General features: G+C 53.8%; 5 protein-coding genes. 4 read left to right on the top strand and 1 reads right to left on the bottom strand.

Annotated elements, in window-relative coordinates; genetic code table 11:
* Positions 1-309: 309 nt before the first annotated feature.
* The 4 genes from LOS79_RS23090 (at position 310) to LOS79_RS23075 (ending at position 12,356) form a co-directional block, all read left to right on the top strand.
* A complete protein-coding gene (locus LOS79_RS23090) occupies positions 310-1,098 on the top strand; it encodes a formate/nitrite transporter family protein (RefSeq protein ID WP_315412635.1) in 789 nt (262 codons plus the stop codon).
* Positions 1,099-1,523: 425 nt separating this feature from the next.
* A complete protein-coding gene (locus LOS79_RS23085) occupies positions 1,524-5,165 on the top strand; it encodes a PA14 domain-containing protein (protein WP_315412634.1) in 3,642 nt (1,213 codons plus the stop codon).
* A 23-nt stretch (positions 5,166-5,188) separates the two neighbouring features.
* Positions 5,189-6,979, top strand: coding sequence for an S-layer homology domain-containing protein (locus tag LOS79_RS23080; protein WP_315412632.1), 1,791 nt, complete (start codon positions 5,189-5,191; stop codon positions 6,977-6,979).
* Between the two features lie 25 nt (positions 6,980-7,004).
* On the top strand, positions 7,005-12,356 hold the full coding sequence (locus LOS79_RS23075; RefSeq protein WP_315412630.1) for a glycoside hydrolase domain-containing protein: 5,352 nt from the start codon (positions 7,005-7,007) through the stop codon (positions 12,354-12,356).
* A 126-nt stretch (positions 12,357-12,482) separates the two neighbouring features.
* On the opposite strand, the gene LOS79_RS23070 is transcribed toward LOS79_RS23075, so the two are convergent.
* A complete protein-coding gene (locus LOS79_RS23070) occupies positions 12,483-14,783 on the bottom strand; it encodes a TPM domain-containing protein (RefSeq protein ID WP_315412629.1) in 2,301 nt (766 codons plus the stop codon).
* Positions 14,784-14,894 lie beyond the last annotated feature (111 nt).

Below are 14,894 nucleotides of genomic sequence, written 5' to 3'. Positions count from 1 at the left end.
ATACCCCTCTCTCCCACATAAGTTGTCACTAAGGCGACCTATGGAGAAGGAGAGGATAGGCTGATGATTCTGGGATGCTTGATACTTGTGCTTATCGTCGTAGCCAGCAGTGAGAAAGCAGAGGCGATTGCCAGGCTGAATGACCCGGACGATAACAGCAGGTGACCGGCAGATGCCTTTCTGTGACTTCTCCATAAATAATTGATTCTCTGTGGTTCAAGCAATTTCCAGCGGTTTATTGGGTATAATAACCCGGAGGCTCAGGACGGCCTCTAATCACTGAAAATACGATGTCAATGCGGAGGTCAAATGGAGAACGAGGCACTGCTGCAGGTTGAGAAGCTGGCGCTCAAGAAGAATAAGATTTACCAGCAGAGTATTCTGCGGTATATTGCCAGAGCCATGCTCGCCAGTATGTTTATCGGATTCGGCGTTATCGTAGCCTTTAAGACCGGCAACTTCTTTTATATGGAGCAATCGCCGATGACCTATCCGATGGCTGCGATCACATTCGGCGCAGCCATCATCCTGATATCCTATGGCGGCGGGGATTTGTTTACCGGAGACACCTTCTACTACACCTACGCGGCATTAAGACGCAAGCTGGCCTGGACCCAGGTCGTGCGGATGTGGGTAGTGAGCTATATCGGCAATATTCTGGGGGCTACGGCATTTGCCCTGCTGATTTTTTTGACCGGACTGTTCCATGATTCCTCGGTGAACAGCTTTCTGCTGAATGTGGTGGCCCACAAGATGGAGGCTCCGGCGCTGCAGCTGTTCTTCCGGGCCATTCTCTGTAACTGGCTGGTTTGCCTCGCCTTCTTCGTACCGATGTCGATGAAGAGCGACGGGGCCAAAATGTTCGCCATGGTTCTATTCGTATTCTGTTTCTTTATCTCCGGCTATGAGCATAGTATTGCCAACATGTGTACCTTTGCCATTGCGCTTGTGCTGAATCACCCCGGTACGATATCGTGGGGCGGTGTAGTACATAACCTCGTACCGGTCACGCTGGGCAATCTCATCGGCGGCGGCGTATTAATGGGCGTGATGTATTACTATGTGAACAAGCCGTTCCTGGATGAAGAGGCTCATTAAGACAGCTTTACAATATGCAGAACAGCGATCCTCCGTTGCATGGGGGATCGCTGTTCTGCTTTTGTTTGTATATAGAAAAATTTATACATTAATTGATATAAATATACATAAAGTTTGGCGCTTGTCGCTGGAATTCATAGTAAATTTTACGGTGATTTTAACTTTGCGATTACATTTCCGGCGGCACTGTCTAAACGGGTACAGTTCCTATCCTCACGGTAAGTTCTATACACTGAATCCATGCAAATTCAGAGATAAAGAGCGGGAATTAATGGATAAATATACCTTTAATTAAATTATTTTTCATTAAACTTTTTATAATTTTACATGAAATGCATATTGTTTTACCAAGCATGCATTGAACAGTTCAACCTCAAGACGTATTATTTCCAAATGATCATAACTTTCATTTGGGGGGAAAAGAAGTGAAGAAGAGGTTTAAGCTGCTAAGCCGCGGGCTTGCAGCTGCAGTGCTGACGACGTCATTGTTCACCGCTGGTTATGTACCGGTGTTTCCGGCCAGTGCAGAGCCTGCGGACACAGGTGCAAACGCTGCCGGGGAGGCAGGTAGTCATCCGGGGGCTGTTTTAGAGCCTGCTGTCAGCGGTGCAGACGGAGGGATCTCACCTGTTGCCGGCAATGAAGCTCTGCTGTCAGCTGCTGTTGCAGAGGGACCGCTGATCGCCAGAGACAGTTCCTGGTCGTATCTGGATGACGGCTCCGATCAGGCAACGGTATGGCGTGATGTTTATTTCGACAATAGCTTGTGGAAGCAGGGACAAGCACCTCTTGGTTATGCCAACAGCGGTAAAGGACTGGACTTGAATACAAGAATCAGCTACGGGCCGGACAGCAATCAGAAATTCATAACCTCGTATTACCGCAAGGAATTTACAATTGACGACCCGTCGGCTATCCGTAAGCTTGCAGCCACGCTGGTCCGTGATGACGGCGCAGTAGTATATTTGAACGGTCAGGAAGTCTACCGGACGAATATGCCGCAGGGGACAATTCTCTATAAAACTACTGCCTCTACGGCTATCGGTGACGAACGGCTCGATAACAACTTTAATATCGACCCGGCTCTGCTGCTGAAGGGTACCAATGTCATTGCAGCCGAAGTACATCAGGACCGGGGCAGCAGCTCCGATACGTTCTTTTCCCTCGAACTAAACGCTTCATCAGGGGCAACTGCCTCACAAGACCACGGACTACTCGGTCAGTATTATACCGGTACCGAAACATTTGATTTCGGTGATTATAAATCCACCCGTATTGATTCCCAGATTAACTTCAGCACTCTTGATCCGGTGCTCCAGACGTGGGCCGGAAGCGCAGATAATGCCAATATCCGCTGGACAGGCCAAATCATGGCACCGGAATCCAGTGAATATACCTTCTATATGATTGGTGACAACGGGTTCCGGCTGTGGCTGGATGACCAGCTCGTTATCGATCACTGGAAGAATGACTGGGATGTGGAGCAGACAAGCAGTCCGGTTACTCTGCAAGCAGGGGTGAAACACAGCCTCAAAATCGAATATTTCGAAGATTTCGGCGGCTCGAATCTGTATCTGCGCTGGTCGGGTCCGGGAATAACGAAGCAGATCGTGCCTGCCTCTGCCTTCTATCTTCCGGCTAATTATAACGGGCCCGTCTCCGGTGAAGTGGATTCCGGCGGTAACCGTATAGCGCTGCAGCTCACGGGCGATCTGCAGCCGGTACCGGCTGCTCTGGCTGATCATTTGACCGTTAAGGCAGAAGAGACAGTGATTCCGGTCCTGAATGCGGTTCAAGGCAGTACTGCTGATCAGCTCACACTGACACTTGGCTCCATAGTGAAGCCCGGTCAGATTGTGAACGTGTCCTATGACGGGCAGGCTGGACTGGAATATACGGATAATACCGCTGCGGGCAGTTTTACCTACAGCCCTGATAATATGTCAGAGGCAGTGGATTACTCGCCGATTGCAATTGCAATGTCCTTCCAGAACGAAGCGAAAACCAACCGTTCCTTTGCCTGGTATACAAGTTATGAGCGACCGGACAGCGCACCGGCGGGAATTATGGACAGCATTGTAGAGATCGTTCCGGCAGATGCAGATTTCAGCTCTCCTGAGAAGCAGCGCTTTGTTGGAGATCCGGCTGATACCCGGGCGCTTACGCTGAATATTACCGGTTCGACCAAAGGTGCTTTTATCAGCCATAAGGCGATTGCCACCGGGCTTGCTCCCGGAACGGCTTATAAATACCGTGTAGGCAGTGAGGGGAATTGGAGTACTGCCGGCAGCTTCACGACTGAGGGGGAGAATGAGAAGGCATACAACTTCCTTTACATGACCGACTCTCAAGGAGCAAATACCAATGACTATGAGGTATGGGCCAAGACACTAAAGAACGGGATGGATGATTATCCGGATGCCAAGTTCCTGGTCATGACCGGGGATCAGGTGGATGCCGGATCACTTGAATCGCAATGGCTGGATTATTTCGGTAAGCCGCAGAATATTCTGATGAAGCTGCCGCTTATGGCGGCGGTCGGCAACCATGAAGGCCCTTATAACGATAACTACTACTATCATTTCAATTATCCGAATAACTCTATCGATGATCCGCTGCCTCCGGGCAGTGTCTACTCCTTCGATTACGGCGATGCCCACATGATGGTCATGAATACGATGGACATGGGCTGGGATGACCGCCAGAAGAACTCCTTCAAGCAGCAGATTGACTGGCTGAAGAGAGAAGTCGCACAGACAGACAAAAAGTGGAAGGTCGTTGCCTTCCATAAGGCGATCTATTCGCTGGGGGGCCATGCGGCTGAAAATGAGATCAAGGAACTGCGGGAGACACTGTATCCGATCTTTGATGAGCTTGGAATCGACGTAGTACTGCAGGGACATGACCATGTCTATGTGCGCTCGAATCAAATGTATGGAAATAAGGTCGTGGAGAATGTATCCAAGGATGGCAACGGTAATCCGCTTAATCCGGACGGTACGCTGTACATGATCAACAACTCATCAGGCACGAAATTCTACGATGTTAATAAAAATGTAGACCCGTCTTTCGCGGCTGTCTACGAACAGCCGAGAATGCCGATCTATTCCGGCATTACGATGACGGAAGACAGCTTTACTATTAACTCCTACAAATCCGGTGAAGCGTCTCCGTTCGATACCTATACGATTGTCCGCGATGACAGCAAGCCGGAAGCGGTTAAGGAGCTGGCGGCGAAGCGGACCGTGGACAAGGCTACGGTACTGACCTGGGACAGACCGGCTGACCGGAGCGCGGAAGATGCCATAAGAGGTTTCCGTATCTATGAGAAGAACGGAAAGCTCGGAATGAACTGGAACGTTTATGTTCCAGCGGCTGAAGGACAGAACCAGTATGAGTACAAGGTAGCCGGAACCAATCCGGCAGTAGATTATGAATTTGTCATCAAAGCTGTAGACAAGCGGGATAACTCCTCCGAGACTACTGTTCTATCCGGCGGGGAACAACCTTCTGCGCCTACCGCTCCAGTCATTGACGATGCCCGCAACACCTTCGGCTGGACACCGGTACCCGGTTACACCGATGCTGCTTCCTACGAATACAGCCTTGACGCAGGGTTGAACTGGCAGCAGGTAACTGTGAATCCGCAGCCGATCAGTGACGGCAGCTATGCAGCGGGAATGGTTCAGGTACGAATTAAAGGTGATGAGGCGGCCGGAACACCGGCAGGGGGGGCGCTGCTCTCAGATAAGTCTTTCACTTTAAATGATATTACAGATACGTACGTGATTGAGGGAGTGCTCAAACGCGAGAATCAGCTTCAGGTCGAGGTTACACTGGATCACCTGACAGATTATTCAGGCAGCGCTTATGTGGTGTTCGAACTGCTGGACGGGGATACCCCGCTGCTGATCAATGCGCTCCCGCTCAAGAACAGCAAACTAACGATGTCCCAATACTACAATGTAAAAGGCGGGAACTTCCGGGTCAAGGTATTCGTATTCGATCAGTTTAATAACAATCTTGAAGCACCTGGACAGCTGGCCAAGCCGGTCCAACTTCAGTGAACAGGAAAGAGAGGAATCCTAAGGTGAAAAAAGTTGTAGCGGCCATTATGGTCTTATTGTTCCTGTGTTCACCAGCGGCAGCCTTTGCCGCTGGCCCCTTCACGCTCCTATTGAGCGGGAAGGAGGCCGGACGCGGCGGCAGCATCACACTGTCGGGAACGACAGCGGGGCCAAGTGATCAGGTTGTTGTCAAAATCGTCAGCCCGGCCGAGACTGTATTCTATATTGATGTCCTGAGAGCTGTAGACGGAGCCTACACCCAGCGGGTGGCTATTCCGGCAAGTCAGATGCTGGCTCCTTCAGGAACCTATACCGTAGTAGCTGGTTCAGGTGGAGCTACAGTAACGGAGACCTTCACAGTTTCGGGAGAAGGGGAACCTGGAATGCCGACGCCGACACCGACACCGGTTCCGGGGACGCCGACACCAACAGCAACACCAGTGCCAACGGTAAAACCGACAGCTGCACCAACGGCGACGGTGAAACCAACAGCAACACCAGTGCCAACGGTAAAACCGACGCCAACACCAACAGTAGCTCCAACACCGGCACCGACCGGAGCACCAGACACAACAAGTACTCCTAGTGCTACAAGCAGCAGTCCGGCTTCACCGCCAGCCTTGATTCCTGCCACTGCGGGAGAAGTATCAGGTACCCGGATCAAGCCGGAGCTGTCCAGTAACGGAAATTATCTGGTCGGCGCGGACACTGTGGTACAGGCCATGCAGCAGGCAGGGGGCCAGGTCACAGTCGAACTTCCGGCAGCTGCGGGAGAACAAGGCATAACACTGGAACTCCCTGCGAAATCCCTGGATGTGCTGAATACGGGAAATACAACGCTGACTCTGACAAACGGATCTAGTACAATTTCCTTCCCGGCGGGCGCTTTGAAACTGACCGCTGCCGACCAGGGCATTTTGCGGGTTACCCTTAACACAAGCTGGAATGCAGAAGCACAATCGCTGGTTAACCGGGCCGTCAGCGGCAATGCTGCATTTAGATCGACAGGTGTTGTGCTATCGCTTGACCTGGAATCAGTTAGCGGCAGCAATACTAATGGAATCCATCAGCTGGCGCAGAACGCTGATGTCAGGCTGAAGCTGACGGAAACACAGCAGGCCGGTCTTAATCCGGAGCTTGCCGGGATTTATTATGTAGACGGAAGCAGTGCTGAGTATGTGCCGGGATCGGTAATTAACAACGGTACGCTAACTTTCAAGGCTGGACATTTCTCCACCTATGCTTTGCTCGTCTATGATAAGAAATTCAATGATATGAACGGACACTGGGCGGAATCTGCCGTGAAGTCGCTTGCGGCCAAGCAGCTTGTTACCGGTGTGGATGCAGACCATTATGAACCCGGACGAGGCATTACCCGCGCTGAATTCGCTGCCTTGCTGATGCGTGCCGTAGAGCGCACGGGAGGCGTTCCGGATAACTTTGCTTCAACTCCATTCGCAGATGTGCCTTCAAATGCTTACTATACCAAGCAGGCAGCGGAAGCTGCTGCCATGAGCATTATGAGCGGATATAACGGGAGCTTCCGGCCAGGTGAGCGCATCACCCGTGAGGAGGCAGCAGTAGCCCTGGTCAACGCTTCGAAGCATTTCCAGCTTACGGCAGGCGGCAAGACAGCGGCGGCTTATGCGGATATGAAGGATATCTCCTCGTGGGCGGCTGCCAGTGTAGCCGAAGCAGGCAAGAACGGTCTAATGCAGGGAGACGGCGGCAAATTCCAGCCGAAGAAGCAGGTCACCCGCGCCGAGGTGGCTGTGATGATCGACCGTCTGATTCTGTCCGGCTCTTCTTTATAAGATGAAAGCGAGGGAAACGAATCTCATGCGTAAACAACTGTTCTCCATTCTGATGTCGGTTCTGCTGCTCCTTGGCCTGCTCGACTCCATGACTGTCTTTACGGTCGCAGTATCTGCAGAAGAAGCCGGTATAGAAGTGGTTCCTACCAAGAATGTTGCCTTGAATGCGCAGGTAACGGCATCAGGACAATGTAATGCTAATGAACGGCCGCAATTTGCCGTTGACGGTAAGAATGATACGAAGTGGTGTGATAATACAACTGCCAAAATCAAATGGATGAAGCTTGACCTTGGCAAGGAATATGCCATTAATCAATGGACAGTCTACAATGCGGCCATCAATGAGAGCTCAAACAGCCCGTTCTGGAATACGCAGAACTTCCGGCTGCAGAAGAGTGATGACGGCCAGAGCTGGAGCGATGTGGATGTCGTACAAGGTAATGTGCAGACGGTCGTTGACCGGTATTTGCCCCAGCCGGTGACAGCCCGCTATCTCCGGTTCTATGTAAGCAAGGCGGCAGCAAACGGCAATACCGTCCGGCTGTATGAGCTGCAGGTATATGGAGTGGAAGCCGGTAAGTACCCGGCATATCCTGCATTGAATCTGGACCCGGTGGATTATGTCGATCCTTTCATCAACACCCTGGGCGATAACGGCCAGACGAATCCGGGGCCGTCGACACCGTTCGGACTTGTCTCCCTGGGACCTGACAGCGACGGAGGGGCGTTCAGCGGTTATTATTATCAGGACAAATCGCTGAAGGGCTTCTCGCAGGTGCGGTTCAGCGGGGCGGGCTGCAGCGGGGCAGGCGGCAACATTCTGATGATGCCAGAGACGCGTTCATTCACGAAGAATGTGAATGAATACAAGCAGCTGTACGACAAGAGCAGCGAGCAGGCTTCTGCCGGATATTACGGAGTTACGCTGGCTTCGGGAATCGGTGTAGAATTGACCGCATCCGATAATGTCGGCTTCCAGCGGTATACGTTCCCGGCTTCCGCGAAGACGGGCTCTGTACTCGTGGATCTCTCGAATTCTTATGCCGGAATGCATGATGCCAGCCTGAAGGTAGAAGGCAGCAATGAAATTACAGGTATGGTTCAATCTAAGAATGTATGCGGCAACGGCTATTATAAGCTGTATTATTCCATCCAGTTTGATCATAACTTCGACTCCTACACCTCATGGCAAGGGGATGTGACCGGAACAGAAGCCGTCCGTAACGGGGCAAACAGCGGCATCTGGGTCAACTTTGATACAAACAATGCTAAAGTGATTCAGGCTAAAGTAGGTCTGTCCGCCGTGAGTGTGGAACAGGCCAGAGCTGAAGCGAAGCAGGATATTGCAGGTTGGGATTTCGACGCCCAGCATGCCAAGATCCGCAGCACATGGAGCGATGTGCTAGGCAAGGTGGAAATCAAAGACGCTGATGAAGAGAATAAGAAGGTCTTCTACACGCAGATGTACCATACGTATCTGCAGCCGAAGAATGTGACCAGCTCAGCCGGAACATTTAAGGCTGCCAGAGCTGAGAATACAGTGCGTCAAGCCTCCGAGCTTGGGGATGATTTCGAATACTATAACGGCTGGGCAACCTGGGACGATTTCCGCAAGTATGCTCTATTCTCGGTGCTGGAGCCTCAGAAATACAACAACATGGTGAAGTCACTGGTTGACCTGTACAAGACCAGAGGCACGTATACACAGTGGGGGGATGGCTATTGGCCAAGCCCTACGGTACGTAATGAGTTTAACGGGTCTGTCATTCTTGATGCCTATGCAAAAGGCTTCACGGATTATGATGTGTACACGGCTCTAAAAGGAATGGCTGTAGATGCGGATAATTTCTCGATCTCGGACGGCGAAATTTCCGGCAAGCTGGAGAAGGCGAAGAGTGCCTACTTCCCGATGAAGCTTGCGGCGCTGCTTGGCGATAAGAGCACCTATGAGAAGTATAAGAAGCTTGCCCTCTCTTATCAGAATCTGTGGAATGCAAATCAGGTTGATGAGAACGGCGTCAAGACCGGATTCTTTACCCCGAACGGTACTACGGTAGCCAAGGGGGATGTGACTGCAGTGGACAAGTATGCCTACCAGGGCAATCTTTGGACCTACCGCTGGTCTGCTACACAGGATATGAACGGTCTGGCCGGGCTGATGGGCGGCAAGACGGAAATGGCGAAGCAGCTGCAGGACTTCTTTGCCCGAAACGAATATATGGCCATCAACGAGCCGGATATTGAAGTGCCTTATCTGTTCAACTATTTGGGGTACCCGTATCTGACTCAATATTATGCCAGAGAATATACTACGGAAGTGGTTACCCAGAAGTATCATAACCACGGGCCGTATGCGTTCCCGATCCAATCGCGGGTCTACCGCGCGGATCCTGAAGGTTACCTGCCTTCCATGGACGACGATGCCGGCGGCATGTCCTCCTGGTATGTTTACAGTGCCATGGGACTGTTCCCGGGCAATCCGGGAGATGCCAATTTCCTGATCGGCTCACCGATTTTCTCTGAGCTGACCCTGCATCTGGACAATGGCAAGACCTTCACCTTGAAGGCGAACAACGTGTCTTCGGGCAACCGCTTCATCCAGTCGGCTAAGCTGAACGGCCAATCCTTCGATCAGGCCTGGATCAGCTATGATGACGTGATGAACGGAGGTACACTGGATTTCGAAATGGGCAGCGAACCGAACTATGCCTGGGGAGCTTCAGCCAAGGCGGCTCCGCCTACTGTGGATTATAGCGCTGATATTGAGAACACGCTCTCCCGCACCGCGCTCATCAGTGCAGGCTCAGAGTGGAAATATTATGACAAGGGCAATGCACCGGCCGGCGGCTGGACAGGCGCCGGTTTCAACGACAGCAGCTGGTCCTCCGGGCAGGCTCCGCTCGGCTACGACAACAAAGGTTATGCCAAGACGGTTGTAGGCTATGGCTCCGATGCGGGCAAGAAATATACGACGACCTACTTCCGCACAACGTTTAACGCGTCTGATCTGAAGGGTATTCTGGAGCTGGATGCCGGTCTGATCCGTGATGACGGCGCCATAGTCTATCTGAACGGACATGAGATTATCCGGACGAATATGCCGGAAGGAGAAGTGGGCTATGGCACGAACGCCAATGCTACTGTAGGTGACGAACGGAACTGGAACCGTTATGAGATTGATCCGGCTTACCTGAAGGATGGGGTCAATGTACTGGCCGCAGAAGTGCATCAAGTGAACTTCAGCAGCTCCGATATCGCATTTGACTTCAGCCTGGAGACTGTCAAGGAGATGGTGAAACCGGGGACACCGGCGGCTCCGCTGGTGGATGATACAGCCAATACCTTCGGCTGGACCGCGGTAGAGGGCTTCACAGACCCGGCGGATTATGAATTCAGCACTGATGGCGGTTCAAGCTGGAAGACAGCAGAAGCGAATCCCCAGACGGTCGGACCGCAGGCATTTGCTGCGGGTGACGTACAGGTGCGCATCAAAGCAAATGAGACCCGGAATGTCACTGCAGGTGATGCGCTGGTGTCTGATAAGCCGTACACCTCAGACATCTTATGGAATGTGTATGATCTGAAGGCGGATGTAAAGCGCACCGGCAATATGACTGTAGAGGTATCCGGTACGCTCAAGGGATCTTATACAGGCTCTGCGGTAGCTGTAATTCAGCTGATGGACGGCGGGGAGCAGGCGCTGCTGTCAAGCGCTGTGCCGGTGCAGCCGGGCGGCTTTGAATTAACGCAGAGCTTCGGAGTGAATACCAAAGAGTATCAGGTAAATATCTATCTGGTCGACAGCTTTAACGGCAATATCTATGACTCCCTGTGGCTGGCTGATCCGGTTGAATCACAGCCGGAGCCTGCACCGCAGAATCCGGGCAATCCGGGCAATCCGGGCAATCCTGGTGAGCCTGGCGGAGAGCAGCCGGGCGGTGAAGATCCGCTGCCTGCGCCGCTGCCTCTACCGATGAAAACTCCGGTAGTACCGGATCCGGCGGAAGAGCCGGCACCTCCGGTGGTGGATTCGGGAGTTGTGGAATTTGAGAACCGTACCGCCTGGTCGGATGCAAAGAATACCTTCAATAACGGTCCGCTCAAGACCGAAGCCGGCAATGGCGGTACGGTAGTGGGTAATTCCTTTACAGGGGCGTGGCTATCCTTTGCAGATATCGATTTCGGAACAAAGGGTGCGAACAGGATTACCGTTGAATACAACGCGAACTCCGGCCGGACCCCGGCCGATTCAGCTTTGGAATTGCGGCTGGGCGCTGTAGACGGCGAGCTTCTCGGCAGTGTAGCACTCAAGAATAACAGTGCAGGCTGGGATCAATATGCGTCAGCATCAGCTATCCTGAACCGTACGCTGACCGGCAAGCAGACGCTGTTCATGGTGCTGAAGGGCAGCACGGACAGCGGCCGCCCATATATTGCTAATCTGGACAGATTTATCTGGGACTATCAGGCGATCCGGACCGACTATAGCAAGCTGGAGCTGGAGAAATATGATGCCTGGTCCACAGACAATAATCCGGATAATGGCGGCCCGCTCAAGACAGAGGGCGGCAAAAGCGGCGAGCAGGTAGCCAACACCTTCAGCGGAGCCTGGCTGGCATACAAGGGAATGAACTTCGGTAGTACTGGTGTGAATCAGTGGGCCTTGGAATATGCGGGCAATTCGACGAATACGGCAGCAGATTCTTCTGTTGAGGTCCGCCTGGGCGGAGTGACCGGGGAACTGGTCGGCACTTTAGCAACGCCGCCGACTGCCAATGGGTGGGGAACCTACAAGACGGTATCCGGCGCCTTGACGAAGACCCTCACCGGCTTGCAGGATATCTACCTTGTATTCAAAGGGACAACCAGTTCAACCTTTAAGTATATCGGCAACTTCGATAATGCATCCTTCTCTCTGGCAGCAGCTGAACCAGATGTGCTTGTAGAATTTGAGAACCGGACAGCCTGGTCGGATGCGAAGAATACCTTCAACAGCAATCCGCTCAAAACAGAAAATAAGGCTGTAGGAACTGTAGTAGGCAATACGTTTACCGGAGCCTGGTTCTCCTTCGAGAATGTGGATTTCGGCGTACGGGGTAAGGACTATGTATCCTTCCAGTATGATGCGCCTACCAGCCGTGCTCCTGCTGACGTGACAGCTGAAATCCGGCTGGGCGGCAAAGACGGTACCTTGATAGGTACAATTAGCCTCCCGAATACAGGAACAGGATGGGATACCTACAAAACTGCGGGTGCAGAGCTGAACCAGAAGCTGACCGGTAAGCAGGATCTGTATGTCACACTGAAAGGCTCGACTACTCAAAGTCTGTTATATGTGGGGAATTTCGATAAAATGACCTTTACGAGTAAGAAGTAGACCGGGCATAGCAGCAGGCCCGCAAAAAAAGACGGCATCAGCCAGTAACCTGGTTGATGCCGTCTTTTTATTATCATCGCTGGATGCGGGTCCCGTTCAGGTCAGGCCGTTATCCTTCTCTGCCGCTCACCACTTGGAGCCGCCTGAAGAGTTCCCGCCGGACTTGCCGCCGCCCCACGAAGAGCCGCCTGATGACCGTCCGCCGCCGCCCCATGAGGAGCCGCCTGAAGAGTTCCCGCCGCCGAAGCCGCCCGAGGAAGGCGGCCCGGAGGACATCCGTCTGCGGGCTTGTTCTCTACGCTGCTGTTCCAGCAGCGCCGCCTGCCGGGCGGCCCGTTCCGCCTCCTCCTTCTGGCGGATGAGCCGCTCGGCCTCTTCCACAAAGGCGGAGATCTGCGAAGCATACGACCGCCCGGTTCCCTCCAGCTCGTTGAGATTATACGGGCGGGCGGCAAGCCGCTGCTCCAGCTCGGAATACTCCGGCAGGAGGGAGAGCTGGAAGCGGCTCTGCGCAGTAATTCCCCTGCTGCGCAGCAGGCCCTGCGCTGCTTCTGCCCTGCTCTGGCCTTCGGTGAACAGCCTTCTCAGGCTGTCCAGCCGTTCGTACAGTGCACTGATATTGTCATCGATGCTGCTGAAGCTGGCAGCAGTCTCATCCTGCAGGGCAAGCAGCCGGTCGAGGCCGCTGCGGGCCTGCCCGTATTCTCCGCGGGCATCGCTGGTCCAGGTCTCGAGCTGCGGCACCTCACCCGCACCCTGCCGCAAGGCGGTGCCAGTCTCCTCCAGCGTCTGCCGGAGCCCTTCCAGATGCTGGCGCGCGAACTGGTTCTGCGCTTCAGCAAGCTTACCCTGCAGCTCATTGCGCCGCTGGGTAAGGACACCCCACTGGCTGCGCACCGTTTCCAGATCCCGGCGGTTGTCCTGCCGGATCTGAGCCTGGTGCTCTGTCACCGATACGGCTTCTGCCAGCTGCGCGTCAAGCGCGGCGCCGATCCGCCGTACCTCATCCATATCCCCGCTGCGCAGAGACGCTTCCAGCGAAGCTGCGTGCGCTGCTGCCTGCTCCAGGCTGTCATAAGGCTTGACCTTCATGTTGTGCAGGGAATTCTGCTCAATCAGCCCGGCGATGCGGCTCCGGGTAGCCGCAAGTGCCCCGGGGAATGCCTTCAGCTTATCATCATAGGCATCCACATCCTGCAGATCACGCTCAATCTGCTCCTGGCGCTCTGCAGCCTCATCCGTGATAACCTGCGCGGCAATGGGGTCGAACAGCTCAAGCTGATCCGCTTTCGCGGTCTCTTCCGCCAGCTCCTGCAGATCCTCGGCAATGTCCTGCAGCGCGTATCCCGTCTCCTTCACGGCCTGCTGTAATTGCCCGTCGAGCTCGGGTGCATCCTGCTTCAGCTCGGTAATCCGCTGCTTAACGTTCCGGTCAGCATCGCTGACAACGGCGATTCCCTTCTCCTCCTCCTCCAGAGAGGTGCGGAATTTGTCCTCAGCCTGCTGAAGCTCTGCAATGGCTGTCTTGAGGGCAGTTAAGCGGTAGAACGGCGGCAGGGCGCCTTGACCAGCCGACTTCAGTGCTGAAATCTCAACCAGCTTGGCACTCAGCCGCTGTGAGATGCCTTCGACCATCTCTCCCGTCTTGCCCTGCACGATCCCTTGGAAGGGCTGCAGGGATTCAAGGGCACGGTTCGCCCGGACCAGCAGGCCGTCCAACTGCCCCTGCTGCTGCACCAGCAGGCTCCTGCGCCGCAATCCGGCGATCAGCACGTACAGTACAACCAGCAGAAGGGCTGCCCCGGCCAGGCCAGCGGCAAGGGTAACGAAGGAGAGCCCGCCGGTGCCAGTACCGCTCTGCGCCGCTGTTCCGGTTCCGCCGGTACCCGCAGTCCCGCTGCTCCCGGTACTACCTGATACCCCCCCTGCAGTGCCCCCTTGCACGCTGCCTGCCGCCTGCAGCCCGCGGATGACAGAGCTAATGCCTCCGGCGAAATCGCCGTCTCTGGCATAGGGGTTGAAGTAATTCTCCAGCAGTGAAGTAATCGCGGCGCTGCCTGCCTTCCCGCCGCGGTTCCGCGACTGGGCGTCAAGCTCGCTCTGCAGCGCAGGGTTATTGAAGCTGATCTCGGTCTGCTGATCACCGTACGCAATCAGCAGCAGGACATCCCGGGTCTTTAGTCCCCAGGTATTATATACTTCTTCTGCATAATCAGCCGAATTGGCACCATCCAGTTCATCAATGGTCAGAATGTTGACGGTATACCGGTCACCTACGGCTGCCTTGGCAATAGCTGCTGCCTCCTGCGCGGTGAGCAGGCCGGCCTCATCCGTAACAACGCCCTGCCGGACAGGTATATCTGCTGCATAGGCAGCCGGGACATAGAGCAGGGATACAATCAGAACTAAAGCGAGGATTCTTCTCAAGCTGGCACGCTCCGATCTATAGGCTATTCTTCATTATCATATGCTGATCATTATACTATATTTTAAACATTTCGAAGGCCGCAGATACACTGCTGCCTGGAGTTGCCTGCG

This window comes from Paenibacillus sp. MMS20-IR301, from assembly GCF_032302195.1.
Lineage (GTDB): Bacteria > Bacillota > Bacilli > Paenibacillales > Paenibacillaceae > Paenibacillus_AQ.
The sequence above is the reverse complement of the archived record's forward strand: the minus strand, read 5'-3'. Positions and strand labels throughout refer to the sequence as shown.